Origin of the sequence: Microbacterium sp. p3-SID336 (genome assembly GCF_025143365.1) — a bacterium.
GTDB lineage: Bacteria > Actinomycetota > Actinomycetes > Actinomycetales > Microbacteriaceae > Microbacterium.
Genome location: NZ_JALXPE010000001.1, coordinates 99,751 through 125,384 on the forward strand (window position 1 = coordinate 99,751; position 25,634 = coordinate 125,384).

The window sequence follows — 25,634 nt, forward strand, 5'->3', positions numbered from 1 at the left end:
AGGCTGGGGACGTGGCTGATGTGCGATTCGTGGCGATAGGCGACTCCTTCACGGAAGGTGTCGGCGACGTGCTGCCCGACGGTCGCGAGCGCGGCTGGGCAGACATCGCCGCACAGGGGTGGGCGGATGCGGCCGGACACCCGATCCAGTACGCGAACCTCGCGATCCGCGGCAAGCTCGCCTGGCCCATCGTGGAGCAGCAGCTGGAACCGGCGCTGGCTCTGCGGCCCACGCATCTGTCCTTCAACGGCGGCGGCAACGACATGCTGCGGCCCCGCACCGACGTCGAGCACATCGCCGACGCGTTCAGCCGGGTGCTGCGGCGCTGCGACGAGGAGGGCGTGACGATGATCCTGCTCTCCGGTGCGAACCCGAGCGGCCAGCTGCCCATGGGGTCCCTCGTGCAGCGACGCGGTGATCTGCTGTCGGAAGCCGTCCTCCGGCGCATCGAGGATCGCCCCGACGTGATCCGTGCGCTCAACTGGCCGGACCGCGAGCTGGCGATGCCGCCGTACTGGTCGGACGACCGCCTCCACATGAACGCGGCCGGCCATCATCGCGTGGCCGCGCGCGTGCTGCACGCTCTCGGCTACGAGCCGCCCGAGGCCTGGTGGGCGCCGCTCGAGCGCCGGGCTGCGGCATCGTCCGGTCTCGCGTACTACCGCCAGCACGTGGGCCCGTGGGTACGACGTCGTGTGACGCGCACGTCCTCGGGAGACGGCCGCACCGCCAAGTATCCGTCCTGGGTGGAGCGGACACCTGCGTGAGGGCGTCCGTACGGGAGGGAGACCCGTGTATGCGTCGGCACCGACGGGTACACCCGTGAGCTCGGTGGTAAGGGAGGGGCACCCGTGAGCGACATCGAGCTCGCGGGGATCCCCGCAGGGACGGTGAGGCTGCATGACGCCAGGAACGGCGTGCATCGCGAGGTCGAACTTCAGGAGTTCCAGCTCGGCGTCTTCCCGGTCACCGAGGAGCAGTTCGCCGAGGTGCTGGGCATCTCCGCGACTCATCCGCGTCGTCCTGCCTCCGACGTGAGCTGGCTGCGCGCCGTGCGCTTCTGCAACGCCGCCTCGGAGTGGGAGGGCCTCGACCCGGTGTACCGCTTCGACGGCGAGGAGGTCAGCTGGGACACGACCGCCGACGGCTATCGTCTGCCCACGGAGGCGGAGTGGGAGCACGCGTGCCGCGCCGGCTCCGCGGGCCCGCACTACGCCCCGCTGGCCGACGCCGCCTGGACGGCCGCCGACCACGTCACCACGCCGCAGGATGTGGGCGGGAAGCTGCCGAACCTGTACGGAGTGTTCGACACGCTCGGCAACGTCTGGGAATGGTGCTGGGATCTGCTCGACCCCGCCCGCTACGACGACTACCGCGTCTTCCGCGGCGGCGGTTACGCCGACGAGGCCTGGAGTGTGCGCGCCGGCGTGCGGCGCGGGGGAGCGCCGCGTATGCACCACGGGGACGTCGGGATGCGCGTGGCCCGTGGCGGCTTCGATACAGAGGGAGAGGCGCAGGGGTGGTCGGCGCGTGTGGATCGGATTCGGGGCAGCGTGGACGGTCCGCTGCCGAGCGGCTGGACCCCGCGGGGCCGCTGAGCCGCTGAGCCATCGCGACGACGTTCCTTCGGCGGTGCCCCTGTGCCGCTGCGCCGTCGTGACGCTGTTTTGTCGCCGATGCCGCGCGGGTGGGAGACTATGCGGATGCCCTCGCCGTTCTCCCTCATCGTCTCCCAGGGTCGTGTCGCAGACCGCACCGACGGCGCTCTGATCGGTGCACGCCGCGTCGCGGACGCGCTGTCGGCTCTGCTGGGTGTCGCACCGCAGACGGTCGGCGCGCCCGCCCCTGCGCGCGTGGACGACTGGTCGGCCGCGCTTCCCGAGGCCGCGGAGACCCTCCATGGTCTGCGCGACGCCGTGGATGCCGCCATCGCCGCCGGCACCACCCCACTGCTCGTGACCAACACGTGCGCGGCGAGCCTCGGTAGCCTTCCCACGGCGGCCGCGCGGCACCCGGACGCCGTCGTGCTCTGGATCGACGCCCACGGCGACTTCAACACCCCCGCCACCACGGAGTCCGGCTACCTGGGCGGCATGGTGCTCGCGGCGGCCTGCGGGCTCTGGGACAGCGGTCACGGCGCAGGGCTCGACCCGACGCAGGTCATCGTCGTGGGCGGGCGGGACATCGACCCGGCGGAGGGCGAGCTGCTTGCGCAGAGCGGCGTCACGGTGCTCGGGCCGCGCGACAGCACGCCCGAGCGCGTGCGCGAACTCGTCGACGGACGCCCCGTGTGGATCCACGTGGACTGGGATGTGCTCGAACCTGGATACATCCCCGCCGCCTACCGCGTGGGCGACGGGCTGCTGCCGCACGAGGTGGCGGCACTGTTCGCCGCGCTTCCTCGAGACAGCGTGCGGGGCGTGGAGCTCGCCGAGTTCGAGGCGGGCGACGCCGAGGTGCCGGAGCGGGTCAGTGTGGAGTTGATCGTGGAGACCGTCCAGCATCTGCTGCGCTGACCTCCGGCGAAACGGGCGGGCTCAGGGGTTCGCGCCGGGAGCTGCTCCCAGGTGCCACGCGGTCACCTCGACGGTGGAGCCCGCGGTGACGTCCAGTTCGACGGGCCAGGGACCGCGATCGAGGCCGGGCAGTGCGGCGGCATAGAGCTGACGCGCGACCAGCGCCCCCTGCGTGGAGTTGGCATCCCAGCCGATCACCGCGGTGGCCTGGCCCTGCGCCGGGATCGTGATGGGCGCACTGCCGGGATCGACGGCCAGGAACGACGAGCCGTGTTGCACGTCCACGTCGAGCAGGTGTCCGTTCTGGTCGGCGAAGGCCACGTCGGGGTAGCCCTCGATGACGCAGGGCTGCTCGCTGAAGTTCATCAGGTGCACGACCTGTGAGCGGTGACCGGTGGCCCCGTCCGACGCTCCGAGCAGCATCATCGCGCGATCGCTCGTGCATCCGTCGACACCCTGGTCCGGTGGGGACACGCCGGGAGCGGTGTCGGGCACGGGCTCACCGTCCGCGAGCGGGTCGACGAACGCGCCGCTCTCGTCCGTGATTCCCTGCTGGGCGGCGTTCTCACGGATGATGTCCTGCCTCCTGGCTTCATCGGCGAATCCGCCCAGGGCGACGAAGAGCACCACGGACACGAGCGCGGCGAGCATCCTCGGTCGGGCGGTCGGCGGCGCCGCGGCCACGGGGATCCGTCGATGCAGAAGCAGGGCGGGGAGCCAGCCCCAGGCGACAGCCCAGTAGGTCGTCCCGGGCGCGGTCTCGACCACGGCGGCGGTGAGCCCGCGGATCCCCGAAGCCGGGAGGAACGACAGTGCCCGCACGGCGTCCATGCACAGACCGAGGGCCGTGCCGGCGAGGACGGTTCCGAGCCACAGCACCAAGAAGGCAGGGCCCGTGTGCACGGCGCGGTCTGCGACCAATGCGGTGACGGAGGTGAGCACGGCCGCGGAGAGCAGCAGCATGACGGCTGCCCAGACGCCGGGGTACGACCAGACCTGCGTCTGCGCAGGACCGATGCCGAGGAAGCTGAGCAGCCGGGTGACGACGATGTCGGAGCCGAAGAGCCTCGCGACCCCTCCGGCGAGAAGCCACAGCAGCGAGAGCGTGAGGCCGGCGACGATACCGGGGGAGAGCCGCGCCATGAGCCGGCGGGACGAGTCGTCAGGGCGCGCGGAGGCGTGTGGGGGAGCGGAGGCCATGCCTCATCCTAGGAGTGGTCAGCGGCGGCGCTCGGGATCGAGGCCCATACGGATGCGCGTGCGCTTTCGTTCGCGCAGGATGAACACCACACCGATGGCCCAGAGCGGTACCGGAGCGAGGAATGCAAGACGGAACGCCTCCAGCGAGTAGGTGTCCGGTGTGCCGGCGCCCTGCAGGTCGAGCGCCCAGCCGATGAGGAAGATCGCGATGAGCGCGGCGATGAACCCTCCGGCGTTGGTCACGCCGGTCGCAGTGCTCAATCGGTGCGTCGGGTTGTGCGTCCTGGCGTGGTCGAACGCGATCATCGACGCCGGCCCGCCGGTCGCGAGGGCGATGGCCAGCAGGGTGAGCAGCCACGCCGGGGCGGGGCCGGGGAACGCGATCACGGCCAGCCACGCCAGGACCTGCACGCCGACGGCCGGGAGGACGAGGGCCAGGGAGCGGTGGTTCGGCATGCGCCGGGAGAGGTCACCGATGACGGGACCCAGCACCATCCCGGCGACGACGTAGACCGAGATGATCCCGGCTGCCGCGGCGGGTCCGAGCCCTTCGCCCGCGGTGAGGAACGGCATCCCCCAGAGCAGCACGAACGCCGTGCCCGCGAAGGGCGTCGTGAAGTGGGACCAGAAGGCGAGGCGCGTGCCGGGGTGCGCCCAGGCGGCGCGGATGCCCACGCCGGTGTCGATCGAGGAGGTCACCACCCGGACGACGCCGGTGTCCGTGTTCACGGTGACGTCGGCACCGCGCTCGGCGGGGTGGTTGCGGATGATCAGCCACACCAGGACCGTGAAGAGCAGCCCGAGTCCGGCGATGCTTCCGAATGTCACCGACCAGGACGTGGCGTGCAGCAGGGCGGCGACCGGCACGAGGGCGATCAGCTGGCCCGTCTGCCCGATGATGCCGGTGAACTGGACCATGAGCGGCCCGCGCTGTGCGGGGAACCAGGTCGCGACGAGGCGCAGCACCGCCGGGAACACCGCCGCATCACCGGCGCCCAGCAGGACACGGGCGACGATGGCGACGCCGATGCTCGGGGAGAGCGCCATCGTGAGCTGACCGGCGGCCATGAGCAGCATGCCGATCGTGATGATCGGACGTGAGCCGTAGCGGTCGAGCAGCACACCCACCGGGATCTGCATGCCTCCGTAGACGGCCAGCTGGACGACGGCGAAGAGCGCGAGCGTGGAGGCGTCGGCATCGAAGCGGTCCGCTGCCTCGACGCCGACCGCGCCGAGGGACGTGCGGTTGGTGATCGCGAGCACGTACGCGGCGACCCCGACGGACCAGATCGTCCATGCGCGCCACCCCGGGTTCGCAGAGGCGGGGGAGGCGGACAGCACCTTTCCACGCTACTCCTGCGCAGGAGTGCCGCCGCACGCACCGCGATGTCGGCGGTCGGCGCTACCGTGCACGCATGACAGGGAACACTCAGCATCACACCATCGACTATGTCGAGCTCGTCGTCACCGACCTGGCAGCCGCGAAGGAGTTCTATAGCTCCGCCTTCGGATGGGAGTTCGTCGACTATGGACCGGAGTATGCGGGCATCGCGTCCGGCAGAGGTGATGGGAGTGAGGTCGGCGGTCTGATGCGCGCCGACGAGCCCCGACCGGTGGGTGGTCCGCTCGTGCTCCTGTACTCGGATGGCCTCGATGCGACTCGCGATGCGGTCGAGCACGCGGGTGGGCGGATCCTCCAGGAGCCGTACCCGTTCCCCGGCGGGCGCCGTTTCCACTTCGCTGATCCGTCCGGCAACGAGCTGGGGGTGTGGTCGACGCAGTGACCTTGCCGGCTCAGCGCTAGGGTGCTGAGCATGACAGGTCACCCCGTGGACAAAGACTCGGTCGTCGCGTTCGTTCGGACCCAGGGCAGGGGAGTGGTGGCCACGGTGAGCTCGGGCGGCACGCCCGAGGCTGCACTCGTCGGCCTGGTCGCGTTGGACGACGGCACGATCCTCTTCACGACCCGCGCATCGTCGCGGAAGCACGAGAACATCGCGCGCCGGTCGGCGGTCGCGCTCGTCGTGGGTACCGAGGGGGAGGTGTCGCTGCAGATCGAGGGCACCGCGACCATCGCTTCTGCCGAGCGCCGTGCGGAGCTCGCTGAGGAGTTCCTCAACCACGCACCCGGCTCGCGTGTGCGAGACCCGGCGTTCGCTCTCGTCATCGTCACGCCGACCTGGGTGCGCTCGTACGACGTGTCCGGTGCGGAAGCCGTCGTCCGCGAGGAGGACTGGACAGCGGGGCCATAGAGCGCGCGGTGTCGGTCACGGTCACGCACCGCGAAGGCGTGCCGCACCGGCCTGTGTGACGCCGCTCTGTGTGACGCCGTTCAACCGCGCGGCCTCGCTCCGCCGCGCGGCATCGTTCGGTTGCGCGGCAATGGTCGGTTGCGCGGCAATGGTCGGTTGCGCGGCAATGGTTGGTTGCGCGGCAATGGTTGGTTGCGCGGCAATGCTCAGATGCGCGGTGGGGAGACCGAGGAGAGCCAATTCGCGATGATCCTGAGGAAGATCTCCGGCTGTTCGACCCACGGGTAATGTCCGCAGCCGTCGATCATCGAGAGGCGTGCGCCGAGAGTCGTGGCGTAGTCCGCGACGGGGCGGATGCCGGTGAGGTAGTCGTGGCTGCCGCCGACGACGAGCGTTTGCCGCAGGGGAGCGGCGCGGATACGAGCGGGCGCGTCAGCAGGGATGTCGGTGAACCACGCCAGCGCGGAGGCCAGGCTGACGACACCCAGTGACGCGTGAGCCTGTTCGATCTCGGTCCAGTGCGCGTACGTCGCCGGGGCTTGTCGACGGAACGCCTCACGGAACGCATCCTCGGTGGTCGGATCGTCCTGTTTCAGCGAACGGAGTGCTTCTGCGACAGCGGGATCGGCGGTGTCGAGAACGACGGAGTCCCCGTCGTGACGGGTACCGGTCAGCCAGGTGGCGGGCGGCGTGACGAGAGCCGACGACCGCACGCGACCCGGATAGCGCGTCGCGACGGCGAGGGCGAGGCGGGTACCCGCGGAGTGCGCGAGAAGGTCGATCCCGTCGAGCCCCATGGCATCTGCGAGGGCGATCACGTCGTCCGCGTCCGCCCACCATCCACGGGAGAGTCCGCCGCTCTGTGGCGTTCCGCGTGGATGCAGGACGAGGAGTCGGCGGACGCGGTCGAGCCCTGCCAGATCACCCAGATACTCGGAACCGCGACATGGACCGCCAGGGAGGACGATGAGCGGCTCGGCGTCAGAGTCTCCCGACTCGGTGACAGCGAAGGGGAGATCCAGCTCTTCAACGTGCACGGCTTCCACCCTGCCATGACCCGGCGCGGGAGGGGAGATGCGTCCCGCGCACGTTTCGCACGCACTTCCTTCGCCTGGCGTGTGTGCGTAACGATACGAGCCGCTACGCGAGCCCCGATCCGAGAAGATGATTGCTGAAGTCACGAATGTGACCGGCGCCAGCGAACGTTCTGGCGAGCTGAATCGCCGCCGCGTAGTCCGCTTCGTTCACCTCGGTCACGCTCTCGAGCGCAAACCCGCCAGGGCCCTCGAGTCCGATGACTGTCACGTCGCGGATCCCGGATGCGAGCATTTCCTCCTCGAGTTCACGCGCGGTGTGGAAGTGACCGCCGGGGAAACGTGTCGATCCAACCGGCGTGCCCACGCGCAGAAGATCGAGCCACCCATCGAGATCGGCGTCCAGGAGAGCTGGCTCCAACGCCGCGGCGGCGAAGACAGCCAGCCGGGGGATTGCGGATGCGTGTACGACCCCACCGGGCCGGCAGACGCGACGTGCCTCCCTCAACGCTCGGCGGCGATCATCACGCCCCGCCAAGTGATAAAGCGGTCCGGCGATCAGCACCGCATCGAACGAGTCATCGGGAAAATCGAGTGCTCGTGCGTCGCCGACAACGGCCTTGAAGGTGCCGACGAGCGCGGCCGTCGCAACCTGACTGGGCACGGGATCCACCAGCACCACGTCATACCCCGTAGCAACAAGTGCCGCCGCATGCACACCGGTCGCTCCGCCGACATCGAGGACACGGGCAGGGGGAGGGGTGGCACGGCGGATCACTTCCTGAGTTCGCTCGAACTCGAGTCGCCCCTGGGCGGATCGTGTTGTCAGGCGCGCATTCTCATCGAACTCGCCACTGTAGTAGGCCTGTATCGCCTCGTCGATTTCGTTCTGATTCATGCGTCACCGTTCTGTAACCGATGAAAGCGCTCTCTCTGTCCGTCCGCGCGCCCGATTCGAACTCGGCCATCCTAGAAGCGGCAGGCGCGCAGCGGTCGAGGCCAGGACCGGGAAATAGGTCCACAGACGTCGGACCGATGGGCGTGGGATCACCGGCTCCGCAATTCCTCCCGCGGCGCCGCTGCGCCTCGGGCCGCTTGTCTCATCGATCCCACGGTCCGACACGCGGTCAGGGATCGCTCGGTGCAGGCGCAAGACGAGGGGAGACGAGGAACAGACCGCCACCTCCTTGAACTGACATAATGTGCATTATCGGATATCGCCTGTGCTGACGACGGCGGAGTTACCGTGCGCCCACGTACTCCGCCAGATGCTGTCCCGTCAGCGTCGAGGCGTCCGACACCAGTGCGGCCGGAGTGCCCTCGAACACGATGCGTCCGCCGTCGTGGCCCGCGCCAGGACCGACGTCGATGATCCAGTCCGCGTGTGCCATGACCGCCTGGTGGTGCTCGATGACGATCACCGTCTTACCTGCGTCGACCAGGCGATCCAGCAGACCGAGGATCTTGTCGACGTCGGCGAGGTGCAGGCCTGTCGTCGGCTCGTCGAGCACATAGACGTCGCCCTTCTCGCCCATCTGGATCGCGAGCTTGATGCGCTGGCGTTCACCGCCGGACAGTGTCGACAACGGCTGCCCGAGCGACAGGTACCCGAGTCCGACGTCCTCGAGCCGCCCGAGGATCGCGGCAGCCGCCGGAAGCTTGGCCTCACCGTCGCTGAAGAATCCGCGGGCCTCGGACACCGGCAGGTCGAGCACCTCGGTGATGTCCTTGCCCCCGAGCTTGTAGTCGAGCACCGCCGCCTGAAAGCGCTTACCTCCACAGTCTTCACAGGGCGTCTCGATCGTGTCCATGAAGCCGAGCTCCGTGATGATCACGCCCGCACCCTTGCACGTGGGACACGCGCCTTCGGAGTTCGCGCTGAACAGTGCCGGCTTGACGCCGTTGGCCTTCGCGAACGCCTTGCGGATCGGCTCCAGCAGCCCGGTGTACGTGGCAGGGTTGCTCCGGCGCGATCCCTTGATCGCGGACTGGTCGATCGCCACGACACCGTCGCGGCCAGTGACCGATCCGTGGATCAGCGAACTCTTGCCGGAACCGGCGACGCCCGTGACGACGGTCAGCACGCCGGTCGGGATGTCGACGCTCACATCCTGCAGATTGTTCGTCGAAGCTCCGCGCACTGCGATCGCTCCCTTCCCCGTACGCACCTCTTCCTTCAGGCCCGCACGGTCCTCCAGATGCTCGCCGGTGCGTGTGCCACTGGCCTTGAGCCCCTCGACGGTGCCTTCGAAGCAGATCTCGCCACCGGCACTCCCGGCCCCCGGACCGAGGTCGACCACGTGATCGCCGATCGCGATCGTCTCCGGCTTGTGTTCCACGACGAGCACGGTGTTGCCTTTGTCACGCAGCTGCAGCAGCAGCCGGTTCATGCGCTGGATGTCGTGCGGGTGCAGCCCGATCGTGGGCTCGTCGAAGACGTAGGTGACGTCCGTGAGCGAGGAGCCGAGGTGGCGCAGCATCTTGATCCGCTGCGCCTCTCCCCCGGACAGCGTGCCGGAGGGCCGTTCCAGGCTCAGGTAGCCCAGCCCGAGGGTGACGAAGGCATCGAGGTTCGCACTCAGTGCCTGCAGGAGCGGGGCCGCTCCGGGCAGCGTCAGGCCGCGCACCCACTCAGCGAGGTCCGTCACCTGCATGCGACAGGCATCGGCGATGCTGATGCCGTCGATCTTCGACGACCGCGCGCCCTCGGTGAGCCGCGTGCCGTCGCACTCCGGGCACACCGCGAACGTGGCGACGCGCTCCACGAAGGCGCGGATATGCGGCTGCAGCGCATCCAGGTCCTTCGAGAGCATCGACTTCGTGATCTTGGGGATCAGGCCCTCGTAGGTCATGTTGATGCCCGAGATCTTGACCTTGGTCACCTCGCCGTAGAGGAAGAGCTGCCGCTGTTTGTCGGTGAACTCCCGGATCGGCTTGTCGGCGGGATAGAAGCCCGACTGCGAGAACCCCTTCACCATCCACCCGTCTGCCGTGTACCCGGGCACCATGATGGCGCCCTCGTCGAGCGACTTGGACTCGTCGACGATCTGCGAGAGATCGAGGTCGGACACCGCTCCCCTGCCCTCGCATCGCGGACACATCCCTCCGAGGTAGATCGCGTCCTTCACGATCTTCTTCTCTCCGCCCGGCCCCGTCATCACGCCGCTGGCCTTCTGCGTGGGGATGTTGAACGAGAACGCGGTCGGACCGCCGATGTAGGGCTGGCCGAGCTTGCTGAACAGGATGCGCAGCATGGCGTTGGCGTCCGTGACCGTCCCCACGGTGGACCGCGGGTTCGCGCCCAGCCGCTCCTGATCGACGATGATCGCCGTGGTGAGGCCCTCGAGCACATCCACGTCCGGGCGCGGTACGGACGGCATGAAGCCCTGCACGAAAGCGCTGTAGGTCTCGTCGATCATGCGACGCGACTCTGCGGCGATCGTGTCGAACACGAGCGAGCTCTTCCCCGAGCCGGACACCCCGGTGAAGACGGTGAGGCGGCGTTTCGGGATCTCGACGCTGACGTCCTTCAGGTTGTTCTCCCGCGCGCCCTGCACGCGGATGAGATCGTGAGTGTCCGCGGGGTGCTCTGCTGCGCTCATCGGCGCCCTTTCTGTCGAGGCGGTTGGTGGCGGTCGCTCAGGCGGCCTGATTGATTCGAAGGAGGTTCCCCGCCGGGTCGCGGAATGCGCAGTCCCTGACGCCGTACGGCTGATCCATGGGCTCCTGCACGACATCGGCGCCCGCTGCCACCAGGCGGTCGAACACGGCCTCGAGATCGTCGCTGGCCAGGGTGAGCGCGGCGTAGCTCCCCTTCGCGATGAGTTCGAGGATGGTCTGCCGCTCCGCGTCGGTGAGGCCGGGGTCGGTCGCCGGCGGGTGGAGCACGATCGAGGTCTCCGGCTGACCGGCGGGGCCGACGGTGAGCCAGCGCAGTCCGTCGTACCCGACGTCGTTGCGCACCTCGAAGCCGAGGGCGTCGCGGTAGAACCCGAGAGCGGCGTCCGCGTCGGTGTGTGGGAGGAAGGCGTAGTGGATGCTGATGTTCATGGTGCTCACGCTAGGTGCGCGTCGGTGCGCGGCGCTTCTCGATTCCTGATCGGTCTGGTGACGTGCTTCGCCTGGAACGAGGGGATCCCCTCGACGGTGGCGGCGCGTTCACGGTACACGCTGGGTGAGACACCCACCAGCTCTGAGAATCGCGTGCTGAAGGTGCCGAGCGACGAGCACCCCACCTCGAAGCACACCTCCGTCACGCTCAGGTCTCCGCGCCGGAGCAGCGCCATGGCGCGCTCGATGCGCCGCGTCATCAGATAGGAGTACGGCGACTCGCCGTAGGTCTCCCGGAAGCGCCGGCCGAGGTGACCCGCGGACAGGTGCACACCGCGTGCGAGGGCCTCGACGTCCAGCGGCTTCGCGTACTCCCGGTCGATCCGGTCCCTGACCTTCCGCATCACCACGAGCTCGCGCAGACGAGCGTCATCCACGGGTGTCACGTGTCGATCCTCCCATGTCACGGGATGCCGCGTCATGACGGACTGCGACGCGCGCGGGCGCTCCTCCCCCACGGGACGCCTGTGAGCGCTACCCTGGGGGCATCCTCACAGGATCTTCTCAGAAAGGGTCCCCCACCATGTCTGAAGCATTCACAGAGACGAAGTCGTTCTTCAAGTCGATCCGCGTGGCCCTCGCCGTCTCCGGCGCTCTGGCGCTCATCGCGGGCATCGTCCTCCTCGTGTGGCCGGTGAAGTCGGCCGTCATCGTGACGGCGATCTTCGCCTCGTATCTGATCATCGCCGGAATCGTCTACATCGGACTCGGCATCTTCTCTCGGGAGAAGGGCGGATGGGCGCGCGTCGGCCATATCGTCCTCGGCCTGCTCTACATCGCCGCCGGCGTCATCGCGTTCTTCAACCTGAACGTCGCCGCCGCCACCCTCGCGCTCGTGGTCGTCATCTTCATCGGCGTGAGCTGGATCGTCGACGGCGTCGTGGCACTCTCCCTGCTGGGCAGAGACGGCTCGCGGGTCTGGACGATGCTCTACGCCGTGCTCAGCATCATCGCCGGAATCATCGTGCTGTTCTCCCCGGCCATCGCCGGATTCGCGTTCTGGCTGCTGCTCGGCATCTCGCTCGTGGTGCTCGGCATCATCCAGATCGTCCGCGCCATCACGCTCGGCAAGGACGAGAAGAAGGTCCTCGGCGACGTGCAGGGTTCGCCCGCCGTCTGATAGCCACGCAGACAGTTCCGCCCCGGCCCCGTTCACGGAGCCGGGGCGGAGTCGTCCGGTCGAGGTCAGTCGGCGACGAACGCGCTGACGTCACCGACGAGTCGGGTGTTGTCGGCAGGAACGGGGTCGATGACCGCCTTGGCGACCTCGGCGGCGAACTCCGAGACGTTGTACAGGCGCCCGGCGGACTCGCGGCGCTCGGCGATCGCCCCCGGGTTCGCGCGCTCCAGCAGGGTGGCGGTGATGGTGCCCTCGATCATGTCGCCCGACACGACGGTGAAGCCGATGCCCTTCTCGGCCAGACCGGGGATGAGCTCTCGCAGGGCGTCCTCTCCGGCGCGCTTCGACAGCGCGACGGGCTCGTACTCGGGCATGGTCGGGGTGGTGCGGATGAAGTGAGCCTGGTGGCTCGTCACGAAGACGACCCTGGCGCCGTCCTCGAGCAGCGGAGTCGCGGCTTCGAGGACGTTCAGCTGCGCGTCGCGGTTGAGAGTGAGCGCGTAGTCCGCTGCCATGCCCGACTCCATGCCGCCCGAGGCGTTGAGCACCAGCACGTCGAGGCGACCGTACTCCGCGCGCACCGCGTCGAACATCGCCGCGACCGAGGCGGGATCCGTCAGGTCCGCACCGACGACCAGGGCGCGACGTCCGAGTTCGCGCAACTCGGCGGCGAGCTTCTCGGCTCGCGGCGCCTTGTTCCGGAAGTTGATGACGACGTCCGCGCCGGCCTCCGCGAGGTAGCGCACGGTGTCGGCGCCGATGCCCCGGGACGAGCCGGTGACAAGAGCGACCTTGCCGTCGAGGGATCCTGCGGGAAGAACGTCGGTCACGGTGACTCCTCATGCTGCGTGGAACGCCGTGATCGCACGGCTCTCACACATTACCAAGGGGGCGCAGTGGCGCCGGGACGGGCGGTGCCGCGCGTGATACGTTGACGACAAAGGAGGCCGTATGGACAACTTCTCGACATTCGTGACGTTCATCGACCACTGGGCCTGGATCGGCTGGCTCGTGCTGATCGCCGTCTTCCTGGTCATCGAGATGCTCTCCCTCGACTTCACGTTCCTCATGCTCGCCTTCGGCAGCGTGGTCGGCCTGGTCAGCGACTTCCTCGGCGTGCCGGTCTGGATCCAGATCATCATCGCGGGCGCTGCTGCCGCCCTTTTCATCCTCTTCCTGCGGCCGCCGCTGCTGCGCCGCCTGCACCGCGGAGCGGATCCGACCCGCTCCAACGTCGACGCGCTCGTCGACCTCCGCGGCATCGCCCTGAGCGACATCACCCAGATCTCCGGACAGGCCAAGCTCGCCAACGGCGACACCTGGACCGCCCGATCCTCGTCACCGGTGGCGATCCCCGCCGGCGCCCCCATCGCCGTGAGCGCCATCAACGGCGCCACCGCCATCGTCCGTCCCCTCAACGACTAGGAGCCCCCGCCGTGGACGACGCCTCCTTCATCCCCACCGTGATCATCTGGATCCTGGTGATCGCGGTCATCATCTTCGTGATCGTCACGATCGCCCGGGCGATCCGCATCATCCCGCAGGCCACGGCCGGCGTGGTGGAGCGGCTGGGTCGGTACCACAAGACGCTCTCCCCCGGCCTCAACATCCTGGTCCCGTTCATCGACCGCCTGCGACCGCTGATCGACATGCGCGAGCAGGTGGTGTCCTTCCCGCCGCAGCCCGTCATCACCGAGGACAACCTGGTGGTGTCGATCGACACCGTCGTGTACTTCCAGGTCACGGACGCGCGCGCCGCGACCTACGAGATCGCGAACTACCTGGGCGCCGTGGAACAGCTCACCACCACCACGCTGCGGAACGTGGTGGGCGGTCTGAATCTCGAAGAGGCGCTGACCAGCCGCGACAACATCAACGGCCAGCTCCGCGTCGTCCTCGACGAGGCCACGGGCAAGTGGGGCATCCGCGTCGGCCGCGTCGAGCTGAAGGCGATCGACCCGCCCGTCTCGATCCAGGACTCGATGGAGAAGCAGATGCGCGCCGAGCGGGATCGCCGTGCAGCGATCCTCACCGCGGAGGGCACCAAGCAGTCCGCGATCCTGGAGGCCGAAGGTCTGCGGCAGGCCGAGATCCTGCGCGCCGAGGGCGACAAGCAGGCCGCCGTCCTGCGGGCGCAGGGTGAGGCCGAGGCCATCCAGAACGTCTTCAGCGCCATCCATCAGGGCGCGCCCGACGACAAGCTCCTCGCCTACCAGTACCTGCAGATGCTGCCGAAGATCAGCGAAGGCCCGTCCAACAAGCTGTGGATCGTTCCCAGCGAGCTCACCGAAGCCCTCAAGGGCATCGGCAGTGCCTTCACCCCGAAGCCGGGACAGGGCCCGAGCCACACCACCCCGAACGCGTGACCCACCCGTTCTTCCCGTCGTCGATCCACCCCCGGGTCTTCGCGCACCGCGGCCTCGTGACGGAAGCCGGCGCGGAATCCGGCGTCTGGGAGAACACCGCGGCCGCCTTCGCCGCCGCACACGCCGCAGGGGTGGAGTACATCGAGACGGACTGCCAGGTGACCGCAGACGGCGACGTCGTCCTCGTGCACGACGCGGACCTGCAGCGGCTCGCCGGTGATCCGCGTGCGGTGAACACGGTGCGGACGCGCGAGCTCCGGGAGCTGTTCGCCGACCATGGCGGCCTGCTCACGGTGGCGGAGGCGCTGTCGTCCTTCCCCGAACTCCGCTTCAACATCGACGTGAAGACAGCAGCCGCCACCACGCTCCTCGGCCCCGTGCTGGCGCCGCACACGCACCGCGTGCTGGTGACGAGCTTCTCCGACGGCAATCGGCGTGCGACGGTGGAGGCCGTCCGCCGGACAGGAGTCTCCCTGCGTCCGGCGACCTCCGGCGGCAGCCGCACGATCGCCGCGTTGCGCACGCTGTCCTCGCTGCACCTCTCCCCCGCCCGTGCGCTGCGGGAGATCGACGCGCTGCAGATCCCGGAGCGCCATCGCGCGCTCGCGGTGCTGACTCCCGCGCTGCTTCGCGCGGCGCATCGACACGGGGTCGAGGTGCACGTCTGGACGGTGAACGAGCCGGAGGACATGAAGCGTTTGGTCTCCGCAGGCGTGGACGGGCTCGTGTCCGATCGGGCGGATGTCGCCGTCGCCACTGTCGCTCCGCAGTGAGCTGAACGCGCGCATATCCCCCGGCGCTGGGATTCCCCTGTGAATAGCGCGCGGATGCAGCATTCGTGGATGAAGCCCACAGGGTCGAGCGTTATACCTGACAGCGACGAGAGGACCACACAATGGCAGATCGCAGCCTGCGCGGCATCCGACTCGGCGCCCAGAGCCTACAGAGCGAAGAGGGCGTCGTTTTCATGGAGCGCCGTGAGACCACCTACACCTGTGACACCTGCGGACACGACACCACGCTCATGTTCGCCGCCGATGCGGAGCCGCCTCAGACCTGGGAGTGCCGTTCCTGCGGCGCCGAGGCCCGACTGAAGGTCGACGGCCAGGCCGTCACCCTCGAGGCGACCGACGAGAAGGCAGCACGCACCCACTGGGACATGCTCATGGAGCGCCGCACGCGCGCCGAGCTGGAGGAGCTCCTGGAGGAGCGCCTCGCCTACATCCGGGCCCGCCGCGGCGCCGGAGAGGACCCCACCCGCGAGAAGATCGGCGCCTAGCGCCGACGGGCGCGCAACCACCCGAACCCGAGCGCGCCCAGACCGCCCCAGAGCAGCAGCTGCTGCACCCAGGGGCCCAGGACAACACCCGCCGTGAGGCCGGTGCGGAGCTCGACATCCTCGAGCATCGCCCCGGCCTCATCTGCGTCCAGGCTCGTCACCGTGCGACCGTCGTGGCGGATGATCTGACTCGTGCCGACGGTCGACACGTTCACGACGCTCCTGCCGGTCTCGATCGCGCGCATACGGGCGAACGCCAACTGCTGCAGGTTCTCGTCGGTGCCGCGGAAGTCGGCGTTGTTCGTCTGGAAGACCAGGACCTCCGCGCCGCCGTTCACGCTTTCGGTGATCACGTCGTCGTAGATGACGTCGAAGCAGATCGCGAGTCCGACGGGCACGCCGTCGACCTCGACGAGGGGCGGGTTGGTCCCCGGGGTGTACTCGCGCTGGATCAGACCGATCAGGTCGGGGGCCAGCATGTTGAAGAACTCGCGGTCGGGCACGTATTCGCCGAACGGGACCGGGTGGCGTTTGTCGTGGGTCTGCGCGGCCGACCCATCGGGCAGCCACAGCATCGATGTGTTGTAAAAGAGGTCGCCGCGCCCGGTGGGGGCGTTCGCGAGCAGGGGCGCATCGATGCGGTTCGAGACCAGCGTCATACGGCGCGCGATGGCCGAGTTCTGGAACGGGTCGGCGTCCAGCGATCCCTCCGGCCAGACGAGCAGATCGACGTCCTCGCCGTATAGCGGCTCGGTCGCAGCGGTCTGGGCCTCGATCACCTCGAACGGCTCTCTGACGTCGAAGTACCCGGTGGGTCCGTTGCCCTGGACCGCGCCGATGCGCATCGCCCCTGACGGCGTCGTGGGGTAGAGCGGCATGGCCATGAGGACGACGGCGACCACCGCCGGCACGAGGAGCCGCAGCGGTCGCCGCCACGCCCCCGTGCGGACGACCTCGATCAGCATCGCGACCAGCAGCACCATCAGGAAGCTGAGTCCGCTCACACCAATCCACGACGTCACCGGCGCCAGGGGACTTTCCGCCTGCGTCATGCCCAGACGCGCCCACGGGAAGCCGCCGTAGGGCCACCAGCCCACGAACAGCTCCCGCCCCACCCAGAGCGCGGCCACCACGAACGGCAGGCCGAGGAGTCGTCCTGCCGTACCGGGGAAAGCGCGCGGCATCCAACGGTAGGCCAGGGCGATCGGGATCAGCGCGACGGCGGTCAGCACGCCCTCGACCACGCTCAGCGCCGCCCACGGTAGCGGTCCGAGGTATCGCGACGTCCACGACACCAGGAGGCCGAAGAAGAGGATCCCGTAGACCAGGCCGATCAGCAGCGCGCCGCCGGCGCGACGCCCGATCAGCGCGAGCAGCAACAGCGCTGTCGCAGGGAAGACGAGGACCCACACCGCGGCTTCGGGGAACGACAGATCCATCAGGACGGCCGCGGCTGCGGCGGCGAGCAGTGCCGCCCAGAGCGGCAGAAGGGCGCGCGGGCGCACAGGCTGAGTGGTCACGGCATCACGCTCACAGGGACGAGTAGGCGACGATGCCGCGCCGTACTCCGTCGAGCGCGGCCCGGGCAGTGCGGGCGAGCGTGGCGTCCTCTGCGACGATCGACAGCTGATCCAGGAGGTCGATCGTCTGCTTGGCCCAGCGCACGAAGTCCCCCGCCGCCATGTCCGCGTCCACGAGCACCCGATCCAGGGCGCTCCCCCGCGCCCAGGCGTGCATGGCACCCGCCAGCCCCGCGGCGAGCGGTTCGCTGCCGGGGAGCTGATGGTCCTGCTCCAGGTCGTCCAGCTCGGACCACAGCTCCGTCGTGCGATCGTAGGCGGCGCGGAACGGTCCCCGCGGCAGGCCCCTCTCCCCGCCGTTCGCCTCGTCTCGACGCGGCTCGTACACGAGACAGCACGCCATGGCCGCGAGCGACGGGGCGTCGAGTCCCTTCCACAGCCCCTGACGGAGGGACTCGGCGACCAGCAGGTCGCGCTCCCCGTAGATCCGCCTCATGGTGCGTCCCGCCTCGGTGAGGACGGTCTCCTCGCCCTGTCGGCCCAGGTAGTCGAGCGTCTCGAGCACCTCGACCACGCGGTCGAACACCCGCGCGACGGTACCCGTGCGCGTCTCGATCTGACGACGGATGCGGTCGGTCTGCCGCTTGAGCTTCCAGTACCGCTCCGCCCAGCGCGCGTGCGCCTCCCGGTCGGGGCAGCGATGGCAGGGGTGCCGCTGCATCCGGGTGCGCAGCGACTGGATGCGCGCCAGCCGCTTGTCCCGCGCGGAGCGAGGGGCGGAGGCATCCTGCCGGTTCTTCTTCTCCAAGTCGCTGAGCTCACGGCGGATCGCGGCGTACTCGGGGAAGTCACCGTGCTCGCAGGCCATTGCCGAGCGGTAGCCCGTCAGTGACTCCTCCGCCTCCCGCACCTGCCGTGCGAGACCGACCACGGCGCGGTCCGCCTGGAACTGGGCGAACGACGACTCCAGGATCTGCCTGGCCCTGGCCTTCCCGAACAGGTCGATCAGATTGACGGCCATGTTGTACGTCGGACGGAAGCTGGAGTTGAGCGGGTAGGTGCGCCGTGAGGCGAGAGCGGCCACCGCCTGCGGGTCCATCCCCTCGCTCCATTGCACGACCGCGTGGCCCTCGACGTCGATGCCCCGGCGTCCGGCGCGGCCGGTGAGCTGCGTGTACTCCCCCGAGGTGATGGCGACGCGCGCCTCCCCGTTGAACTTCTCCATCTTCTCCAGCACCACGGTGCGGGCCGGCATGTTGATCCCGAGTGCCAGCGTCTCGGTGGCGAACACGACCTTCACGAGCTTGCGCTGGAACAGCTCCTCGACCACCTCCTTGAAGGCGGGCAGCAGGCCGGCGTGATGCGCCGCGACGCCGCGCTCCAGATTGTCGAGCCACTCCCAGTACCCGAGCACGCCGAGATCCTCGTCGTGCAGCGTGCGCGTGCGATCCTCGACGATCGCGCGGATCTCGGCCCGCTCCTCGGTCGTGGTCAGACGGACGCCCGAACGGCGCACCTGCTGCACGGCGGCGTCGCAGCCCACCCTGCTGAAGATGAAGAAGATCGCCGGCAGCAGGTTGGAGCGTTCGAGCAGCTCGACGACGTCAGGTCGATCCATCCGCTCGATCCGCCGCGCGTTCGCCGCGCGCACGGGTCGCCGTCCCCCGCGCGGAGGACGCTGCGCCTGGCGCCCCGCGTGCCGGTTGCTGCGGTACGACTGCGCCTGCCTGTTGCTCTCGTACGTCGAACCGGTGAAGGACCGGATGCGCATGAGCTCCTGGTTCACCTGGGCGGTGGCCAGTCCCGCCCGGTCGTCGAACAGCGGGAGCAGGTCATCGCGCACCAGCACGTGCTGCTCGAGAGGCACCGGGCGCACCTCCGAGACGATCACCTCGGTGTCGCCGCGGACGGTGTCCAGCCAGTCTCCGAACTCCTCCGCGTTGGACACCGTCGCGCTCAGGGACACCAGCCGCACCTGCGGCGGGAGGTGGATGATGACCTCTTCCCACACGGCACCCCGGAAGCGGTCCGCGAGGTAGTGCACCTCGTCCATCACCACGTATCGCAGCTCGCGCAGCGCCGACGAGTCGGCGTAGATCATGTTGCGCAGCACCTCGGTGGTCATCACCACGATGCGTGCGTTGCCGTTGATGTTCGTATCGCCGGTGAGGAGGCCCACGTCATCGGCCCCGTAGACATCGACCAGTTCGCGGAACTTCTGGTTCGAGAGCGCCTTCATCGGCGTGGTGTAGAACGCCTTCTGCGTCGGAGTCTGCATCGCCAGGTGGATGGCGAACTCCCCGACGATGGTCTTGCCCGCCCCCGTCGGGGCGGCGACGAGCACGCTCCGTCCGTTCTCGAGCGCATGGCAGCCGGCGACCTGGAAGGGATCGAGCTGGAACCGCTGCCGCGCGGCGAACGCGGCGGTCTGCGGGTGCAATGCGGCGTCCTGCGCCTGCGCGTAGCGGTCGGCGGGCGAGGTCATGCGGTGTCCGGCGCGAGACCCGCAGCAGTGTCGCGTCTGCGCTTGCGGCGGTCGAAGATCAGCGACAGACCCGCCGCCGCGAAGAACAGGACGATCAGGATCCCGGCGAGCATCAGCATGCTCACGACGTCGGCGGCCGGCGTCGCCAGCGCGGCGAAGATCGTCGCGATCAGAACGGCCACGCGCCAGCCTTTGAGGATCGCCCGGCCGGACATCACACCGGCGAGGTTGAGCGCCACCAGGAACACGGGGAGCACGAACGAGACGCCGATGACGATCATCAGCTTGAAGACGAAGTCGTAGTACTCCTGGGCGTAGTAGAAGTTGGTCGCGCCCGCGGGCGTGAAGCTCCACATCAGCTCGATCACGTGCGGCATGATCATGACGCCGAGGTAGCACCCGGCGAAGAACAGCGGGACGGCGGCGAGCACGAAGCCGACGGTGTACTTGATCTCCTTGCGGGTCAGACCCGGCATAATGAAGGCCCAGATCTGCCAGAGCCAGACCGGGGCCGAGATGAACAGGCCGATCGAGAAGGCGATGCGCATGCGCATGTCGAACGCGGCCGTCACGGTGCCGAAGTTCAGGGCGCTGAAGTCGTCACCCCGCTTCGCGGTGATGATGCGGATCGGCTCGGTGATGAAGTGGATAACCGGGTCGGCGACGAGGAACGCGACCACCATGCCGACCACCAGAGCGAGCGCCGCGTACATGAGACGCTTGCGCAGTTCGACGAGATGCGCGCCGAGCGACATCCGCCGATCCCGATCCGCCTTCGGCTTCACGGTCGGTTCGATGGCTGCCACGGCCGGTCAGGCGCGAGGCGGAGTCTCAGGGTCGACGCCCGAGTCCTTCACCGGGGTGGGCTCGGCGGCGGTCGAGTCCGCACGCGTCGCGTCCTCTTCCTTCATGGCCTTCATCTCACCCTTGAACACGCGGGCGGACTGTCCCATGCTCTTCGCGAGCGCCGGAAGCTTGGCGGCACCGAACAGCAGGAGGATGACGGCGAGCACGATCAGAAGGTGCCAGCCTTGCATTCCAGCGAACATTTCGATATTCCCGTCGTAGGGGGCTTTCGAACCCAGTTTACAGATCAATCCTCGGCATCGGGCCGGTGATAGAGCGCGAGTCCGCTCGCCGCCCACTCCCTGGTCGCCGCACGCGCCACGCCGGGCTCCAGCACCTCCATCGCTCCGCCGAAGCGCGCCGCGAGCCGCTTGATGCCCCGCGGGTCGGCGAGATGCAGGCGCGCGGTCACCTCGCCGTCGACGGCATCGAGCGCCTCGGCCGGCACGAAGCCGGCGAGCAGCGCAGACAGCCGCTCCGCGACCCGCACTGTGACCTCCCCCTCATCCGCCAGCCCGGCGAACGCCTCCGGCACCTGATCGCCCCCGTGGGTGATCGGGATGTCGGTGAGGACCGGCGCGCTCACCCGGTCCAGATGGAACGTGCGCATGGCCTCGCGCATGTGGCACCAGCCCTGCAGATACCACTGCCCGTTCGTGATGAGGATCTGCATCGGGTCGACCGTGCGGGTCGTCGGCGAGGCATCCGGCGCTTGGTAGGTGAAGGAGATCGCGACGCCTTCCTGCAGGCCCCGTGCGGCGACCTCCCGCACCTCGTCGACCGCGCTGGGGGCGACCACGACATCGGCAGGCGCGTCCGCGGCACCACGGGACAGCTTGGAGATCAGCCCCGCGACCAGCCCGGAGTCCGACACGGCGGGCACGGCCGCGACCATCTGCAGACCCGCGAGCAGGGCGGCGGCCTCGCGCGCGGTGAACCGCGGCACCCGGCGCAGTGCCACGTCGTTCGTGATCTCGATCACGTCCTCGAGCTCCAGGAGGTCCCAGTTGATGTCGAACATCTCCTGCGGCTGCTGCCAGTAGCCCGACTCACCGGGGAGGCCGATCACGGTGAGCTTCTCGACCATCGCGCGCATCTCGCGCGGGGTGACACCGAACTCCTCGGCCGCCTCTGCCAGCGACACCTGCCCGTGCTCGAGCAGATACGGCACCAGCGTGAGGTACAGACGCACGCGGTCGGCGGCGAGAAGCGGCTTCGGCGCAGCACTCATGAAAGTCCTCCCTCATCGGAGTGGGCCGCGACCACGGCGCGCAGGCGGCTGACCACCGCGTCACGCAGCGGCTCCGGCTCCACCACCCGCACCTCGGGGCCGTACGAAGCCAGCTCGTCGGCGAGGATGTGCAGGTCGACGAAGGGCACGCGGATGCCCTGGGATGCGGCTGTCGCGCGACGGCCGAGTCGAAGCGCCGCCTCCGTGCCTGGGGTCACCTCGAGCAGCGCCGAGTTCTGGGCGGCCACCCGCTCCAGCCCGCTAAGAGCGCGCTCACCCGCTCCTTCGCGGAGGGCCGGGTCGAAGGGCGTCGAGGTCAGCGTGACGTCGCCCACGATGCGACTCAGGAGGAAGGTGCGGTCCTCCTCCACCTCCACGTCCTCACCGTAGACATGCCAGCGCGCTTCATAGTCGACCAGCGCGAGCGGCCGGATGCGACGCCGACGCGGCGAGTCCTCCCCCGGCTTCAGGTAGTCGAATGTGACCACCCTCCCGCGCTCGATCGCGTCCTGCAGCGGGGAGAACGCGGCGTCACGGGCGGTGATGCGCGGCGCGAAGCCGATGATGGGCTCGTCTCCGTCGATGCCGAGCGCACGGATCTTCCGCACCCCTGACTGCGCGTCTCCGGAGACCGATTCCGCGCTCCACACGCTCCCCGCCAGGCGGAGGACGGCCAGTTCCGCCGGGGTGAACTCGATGTCGCTGGGAAGGTCGTATTCCGCCTGCGGAATGCGGTAGCGGGCCTCGCGCAGGTCGTTCGGGTCCGCGGCGTCGCCGATGGTCTCGATGGGGACGCCGAGCGAGCGGAGCTCATCCTTGTCACGCTCGAACATCTTCTCCAGTGCATCCGAGCGCGTCCCGGCGTCCGCCCGCTGCCGGTACCCCGAGACGTTGTCGAGGATCTGCTGCTTGGTGAGCCCGATCTCCGTGGCCATCAGCGCCACGACGAGGTTCGTCAGGCGCTCTTCGGCAGGGATACGGGCGGCCATCACGGAGCGGATGAAGAGGCGGGTGCGATACCGAGGATGTCGACCACGATCGCCATCGCCGCGGAGTTCTCGGTCTTGGGCAGCACGACGAGCACCTGCGAGCCGACGGGGCGGCCGACCAGGGCCTCCGCGACGGGAGCGGCGATCTGCGCCATCTGGTCGGTGGCCTGCTGGCCCCAGGAGCTCTGGAGCACGCTCTTGTCTTCCCAGTCCACCGCGGTGAAGTGCACGAGCGGCGCATCGTCCTTCGTGACCTTCTCGCCGTCACCGAGGATGAGCGTCTGCACGACCTGCTCCTCGGGAGCCGGGCCGTCCGGGATGATCACGCCCGGCGTGCCGTCGGGTGCGCGGACGACCGTGGGCATGCCCTGCGCGTCGTTGAACTGCAGCGAGCCCTCGGCGCGTGAGTGGAAGGCATCCACGACGTCGACCACGAACACCGCGGTGTCATCCTCCGCCATGCCGAAGCCCTTGAGGTTGTTCTCGCCGAAGTCCTCGGGGGTGAGACCGGCGACCACGCGCGTGCCCGCCGTCGCGCACTCCAGCACCTCCTTGAGACCCGGTGCCTGTGCGGCCCAGGAGTCGATGCTGGAAGCGCGCGTGTTGTCGGCGTCGTACGAGGTCGTGAAGACCTGCTCGCCTGTCTCGCCGCTGTAGATCGACAGCTGCGCGATGATCGGCTGCGTGGAGTCGACGACCGCACGACCGTCGCCGGTCACGACATCGGTGTACGAGGTCTCCGTGAGGCGCAGCGGCGCGTAGATGTCCACTTCGGGCATCGAGCCGACCTCGCCCTCCACCGACACCGCTTCGCCGATGCCGTTGTCGTGCCCGCTCCGGTCGCAGGAGGCATCGGCGGACGACGCGGTCACGCTGCACCCGGTCAGAGCGAGGGCGGCGAGGCTGAGGGAGGCCAGAACGGCGGACGTTTTACGCACGCGCTCCAGTCTATTCCGTCGCGTGCCCGGATTCGCGCGAAGCAGCCGCCTGTCGCGCACCCTCGGCGGCCTTGCCCGCCTCTCGCGCGCGCTTGCGCAGGTTCTTGTCGGTGATCTCGCGATCGCCGACCGCCCCGGGCGTCCACAGCTCGACATCCTCATCGCTGTAACTGCTCTTGGATGCCCGGCGCTTGACGGAAGGAGCCACGGCGCCCGGTGCGAGACGCCGCGCGGTGAGCAGGAAGCCGGTGTGGGCGACCATGCGGTGGTCGGGGCGGACAGCGAGGCCCTCCACGTGCCACCCACGCACCATCGTCTCGGAGGCATCGGGTTCAGTGAACAGACCGGTGCCGCGGATGTACTCCGCCACGCGGGAGAGCTGCGTCGCGGTCGCGATGTAGCAGAGGACGACGCCGCCGGGCGTCAGCGCCTCGGCGACGACGTCGATGCACTCCCACGGCGCCAGCATGTCGAGCACCACCCGGTCCACCGACGCGGGCTCGGTCTCGTGCGGAAGCGCCTCCACGAGATCGCCCACCACGACGCGCCAGCTATCCGGAGTCTCACCGAAGAACGTCTCCACGTTGTTGCGAGCGACCTCCGCGAACTCCTCGCGGCGCTCGAACGAGATCAGCGTGCCGGCGGGACCGATGGCCCTGAGCAGCGACAGCGACAGCGCACCGGACCCGACCCCGGCCTCCACCACGGTCGCGCCGGGGAACACGTCCGCCTGCATGACGATCTGCGCGGCGTCCTTCGGATAGACGATCGCGGCGCCGCGCGGCATCGACATCGCGAAGTCCCGCAGCAGCGGCCGCAGGGCCAGGTACTCGTGGCCGGAGCTGTTGGCGACGACGGAGCCGTCGGGAAGGCCGATCAGATCCCGGTGACGCAGCACGCCGTGGTGCGTGTGCAGCTCGCCGTCCTCCCGCAGGGTGACAGTGTGCAGGCGGCCCTTCGGTCCGGTGAGCTGGACCCTGTCCCCCTCGCGGAACGGACCGCTGGGACGCTGGCTCGCGGATGCGACCGTCATCGGGTGCCCTCCGCCACAGCGGCGCGAGCGTCGAAGAGCTCGACGAGGTCTCCGGCCAGCCTGCCGTCCAGCGTCGGCCAGAGTTCGTGGGCGCCGAGCCCGTCCAACGGCACGATGTGCGGCACGCCGAGCGTCAGCGCCCCGGACGCGAGGCCCGCGCGCAGACCCGTCGGGGAGTCCTCGATCACGACGACCTCCGCGATGTCCACGTCGAGCAGCGCCGCCGCCTGCAGATACGGCTCGGGGTGCGGCTTCGGATTGTCCACATCGTCACCCGCGACCACCACATCGAACGCCTCGAACTCGATGAGGTCGACGACGTCGAGCGCCATCCGCCGCAGCGACATGGTGACGAGACCCGTCGGGATGCCCGCGGCTCGGAGGTCGTGCAGCAGCTCGCGAGCGCCGGGGCGGAACGGCACGCCCTGCGTGCGCAGCGCCTGCTGGACGGAATCGGTGAGATGGGAGACGATCGCCTCCGGCTCCATCGCGACACCCGCTCCCTGCAGGATCACCGCGCTGTCGATCAGGCCGCTGCCGACCAGCTGCAGTGCGTCTTCATGACTCCACGAGCCACCGAACGACTCGACCAGTGCGGTCTCCGCCGCCATCCAGTACGGCTCGGTGTCGACGAGTGTTCCATCCATGTCCCAGAGGACTGCGCGGGGCTTTCTGCTCACTGAACCCATGCTAGCCGGGGTCGCCCACGTCCCCT

At 69.0% G+C, this 25,634-nt stretch carries 28 protein-coding genes; 10 read left to right on the top strand and 18 right to left on the bottom strand.

All coding sequences use genetic code 11. The features are described from left to right. Positions 1-20 precede the first annotated feature (20 nt). The 3 genes from M3C17_RS00510 (at position 21) to M3C17_RS00520 (ending at position 2,516) form a co-directional block, all read left to right on the top strand. Positions 21-767 (top strand): SGNH/GDSL hydrolase family protein, encoded by a 747-nt coding sequence (locus tag M3C17_RS00510; protein WP_259975695.1) that lies wholly within the window; start codon positions 21-23, stop codon positions 765-767. 84 nt (positions 768-851) lie between these two features. After that, complete coding sequence (locus tag M3C17_RS00515; protein WP_259975640.1) at positions 852-1,598, top strand: formylglycine-generating enzyme family protein; 747 nt, start codon at positions 852-854, stop codon at positions 1,596-1,598. A 105-nt stretch (positions 1,599-1,703) separates the two neighbouring features. Next, a complete protein-coding gene (locus tag M3C17_RS00520) occupies positions 1,704-2,516 on the top strand; it encodes an arginase family protein (protein ID WP_259975641.1) in 813 nt (270 codons plus the stop codon). Positions 2,517-2,537: 21 nt separating this feature from the next. Here M3C17_RS00520 and M3C17_RS00525 read toward each other — a convergent pair whose 3' ends face one another. After that, positions 2,538-3,716: a DUF4232 domain-containing protein gene (locus tag M3C17_RS00525; protein ID WP_259975642.1), complete on the bottom strand. Its 1,179-nt coding sequence runs from the start codon at positions 3,714-3,716 to the stop codon at positions 2,538-2,540. A gap of 18 nt (positions 3,717-3,734) precedes the next feature. Further along, positions 3,735-5,054: a nitrate/nitrite transporter gene (locus M3C17_RS00530; protein WP_259975696.1), complete on the bottom strand. Its 1,320-nt coding sequence runs from the start codon at positions 5,052-5,054 to the stop codon at positions 3,735-3,737. Positions 5,055-5,131: 77 nt separating this feature from the next. Between M3C17_RS00530 and M3C17_RS00535 the strand changes: the two genes are divergently transcribed. Together M3C17_RS00535 and M3C17_RS00540 are read left to right on the top strand one after the other, a co-directional pair. Then, positions 5,132-5,500 (top strand): VOC family protein, encoded by a 369-nt coding sequence (locus M3C17_RS00535; protein ID WP_259975643.1) that lies wholly within the window; start codon positions 5,132-5,134, stop codon positions 5,498-5,500. A gap of 30 nt (positions 5,501-5,530) precedes the next feature. Beyond that, a complete protein-coding gene (locus M3C17_RS00540) occupies positions 5,531-5,968 on the top strand; it encodes a pyridoxamine 5'-phosphate oxidase family protein (RefSeq protein WP_259975644.1) in 438 nt (145 codons plus the stop codon). Positions 5,969-5,989: 21 nt separating this feature from the next. Here the strand turns inward: M3C17_RS00540 and M3C17_RS00545 are convergent, their stop codons facing one another. The 6 genes from M3C17_RS00545 to M3C17_RS00570 form a co-directional block, all read right to left on the bottom strand. Beyond that, on the bottom strand, positions 5,990-6,208 hold the full coding sequence (locus tag M3C17_RS00545) for a hypothetical protein (RefSeq protein WP_259975645.1): 219 nt from the start codon (positions 6,206-6,208) through the stop codon (positions 5,990-5,992). Next, positions 6,175-7,149, bottom strand: a complete 975-nt coding sequence (locus tag M3C17_RS00550) for an alpha/beta hydrolase (protein ID WP_311198412.1) — start codon at positions 7,147-7,149, stop codon at positions 6,175-6,177. Before M3C17_RS00550 ends, M3C17_RS00545 begins: the two co-directional genes overlap by 34 nt. Next, the gene (locus tag M3C17_RS00555) at positions 7,109-7,900 is read right to left on the bottom strand and encodes a bifunctional 2-polyprenyl-6-hydroxyphenol methylase/3-demethylubiquinol 3-O-methyltransferase UbiG (RefSeq protein ID WP_259975647.1); all 792 of its coding nucleotides are present in this window, start codon (positions 7,898-7,900) and stop codon (positions 7,109-7,111) included. The genes M3C17_RS00550 and M3C17_RS00555 overlap by 41 nt, the downstream gene beginning before the upstream one ends. 343 nt (positions 7,901-8,243) lie before the next feature. Beyond that, a complete protein-coding gene (locus M3C17_RS00560; protein WP_259975648.1) occupies positions 8,244-10,604 on the bottom strand; it encodes an excinuclease ABC subunit UvrA in 2,361 nt (786 codons plus the stop codon). A 37-nt stretch (positions 10,605-10,641) separates the two neighbouring features. Further along, the gene (locus M3C17_RS00565) at positions 10,642-11,052 is read right to left on the bottom strand and encodes a VOC family protein (protein WP_259975649.1); all 411 of its coding nucleotides are present in this window, start codon (positions 11,050-11,052) and stop codon (positions 10,642-10,644) included. Positions 11,053-11,057: 5 nt separating this feature from the next. After that, the gene (locus tag M3C17_RS00570) at positions 11,058-11,456 is read right to left on the bottom strand and encodes a helix-turn-helix transcriptional regulator (protein ID WP_259975697.1); all 399 of its coding nucleotides are present in this window, start codon (positions 11,454-11,456) and stop codon (positions 11,058-11,060) included. Positions 11,457-11,635: 179 nt separating this feature from the next. Between M3C17_RS00570 and M3C17_RS00575 the strand changes: the two genes are divergently transcribed. After that, positions 11,636-12,232, top strand: coding sequence for an HdeD family acid-resistance protein (locus M3C17_RS00575; RefSeq protein ID WP_259975650.1), 597 nt, complete (start codon positions 11,636-11,638; stop codon positions 12,230-12,232). 65 nt (positions 12,233-12,297) lie between these two features. On the opposite strand, the gene M3C17_RS00580 is transcribed toward M3C17_RS00575, so the two are convergent. After that, positions 12,298-13,062, bottom strand: a complete 765-nt coding sequence (locus tag M3C17_RS00580) for an SDR family oxidoreductase (protein WP_259975651.1) — start codon at positions 13,060-13,062, stop codon at positions 12,298-12,300. Positions 13,063-13,183: 121 nt separating this feature from the next. Between M3C17_RS00580 and M3C17_RS00585 the strand changes: the two genes are divergently transcribed. From M3C17_RS00585 to M3C17_RS00600, 4 genes are all read left to right on the top strand, one after another. Beyond that, complete coding sequence (locus M3C17_RS00585; RefSeq protein WP_259975652.1) at positions 13,184-13,657, top strand: NfeD family protein; 474 nt, start codon at positions 13,184-13,186, stop codon at positions 13,655-13,657. A gap of 11 nt (positions 13,658-13,668) precedes the next feature. After that, a complete protein-coding gene (locus M3C17_RS00590; protein WP_259975653.1) occupies positions 13,669-14,598 on the top strand; it encodes an SPFH domain-containing protein in 930 nt (309 codons plus the stop codon). Continuing rightward, positions 14,595-15,371, top strand: a complete 777-nt coding sequence (locus tag M3C17_RS00595; protein WP_259975654.1) for a glycerophosphodiester phosphodiesterase family protein — start codon at positions 14,595-14,597, stop codon at positions 15,369-15,371. Before M3C17_RS00590 ends, M3C17_RS00595 begins: the two co-directional genes overlap by 4 nt. 122 nt (positions 15,372-15,493) lie before the next feature. Beyond that, a complete protein-coding gene (locus tag M3C17_RS00600; RefSeq protein WP_259975655.1) occupies positions 15,494-15,877 on the top strand; it encodes an RNA polymerase-binding protein RbpA in 384 nt (127 codons plus the stop codon). Here M3C17_RS00600 and lnt read toward each other — a convergent pair. The 9 genes from lnt to M3C17_RS00645 all read right to left on the bottom strand — a co-directional run bounded on the left by lnt (position 15,874) and on the right by M3C17_RS00645 (position 25,608). Then, positions 15,874-17,316 carry an apolipoprotein N-acyltransferase gene (lnt, locus tag M3C17_RS00605; protein WP_396819425.1) on the bottom strand — a complete coding sequence of 481 codons (1,443 nt, stop codon included), beginning with the start codon at positions 17,314-17,316 and terminating at the stop codon, positions 15,874-15,876. The two genes, M3C17_RS00600 and lnt, sit on opposite strands and share 4 nt — an antisense overlap. Before the next feature lie 91 nt (positions 17,317-17,407). Then, a complete protein-coding gene (locus M3C17_RS00610) occupies positions 17,408-19,882 on the bottom strand; it encodes an RNA helicase (RefSeq protein ID WP_259975657.1) in 2,475 nt (824 codons plus the stop codon). Next, positions 19,879-20,637: a twin-arginine translocase subunit TatC gene (gene tatC, locus M3C17_RS00615; RefSeq protein WP_259975698.1), complete on the bottom strand. Its 759-nt coding sequence runs from the start codon at positions 20,635-20,637 to the stop codon at positions 19,879-19,881. The genes M3C17_RS00610 and tatC overlap by 4 nt, the downstream gene beginning before the upstream one ends. Before the next feature lie 57 nt (positions 20,638-20,694). Next, positions 20,695-20,931 (bottom strand): Sec-independent protein translocase subunit TatA, encoded by a 237-nt coding sequence (gene tatA, locus M3C17_RS00620; RefSeq protein WP_259975659.1) that lies wholly within the window; start codon positions 20,929-20,931, stop codon positions 20,695-20,697. A gap of 44 nt (positions 20,932-20,975) precedes the next feature. Beyond that, positions 20,976-21,959, bottom strand: coding sequence for a YafY family protein (locus M3C17_RS00625; protein WP_259975660.1), 984 nt, complete (start codon positions 21,957-21,959; stop codon positions 20,976-20,978). Further along, positions 21,956-22,948, bottom strand: a complete 993-nt coding sequence (locus tag M3C17_RS00630; protein ID WP_259975661.1) for a YafY family protein — start codon at positions 22,946-22,948, stop codon at positions 21,956-21,958. Before M3C17_RS00630 ends, M3C17_RS00625 begins: the two co-directional genes overlap by 4 nt. Further along, on the bottom strand, positions 22,948-23,886 hold the full coding sequence (locus M3C17_RS00635) for a hypothetical protein (RefSeq protein WP_259975662.1): 939 nt from the start codon (positions 23,884-23,886) through the stop codon (positions 22,948-22,950). The genes M3C17_RS00630 and M3C17_RS00635 overlap by 1 nt, the downstream gene beginning before the upstream one ends. A gap of 10 nt (positions 23,887-23,896) precedes the next feature. Further along, positions 23,897-24,919, bottom strand: a complete 1,023-nt coding sequence (locus M3C17_RS00640) for a tRNA (adenine-N1)-methyltransferase (protein ID WP_259975663.1) — start codon at positions 24,917-24,919, stop codon at positions 23,897-23,899. Further along, entirely contained in the window at positions 24,916-25,608 is a 693-nt protein-coding gene (locus M3C17_RS00645) for an HAD family hydrolase (protein ID WP_396819418.1), read from the bottom strand. Before M3C17_RS00645 ends, M3C17_RS00640 begins: the two co-directional genes overlap by 4 nt. Positions 25,609-25,634 lie beyond the last annotated feature (26 nt).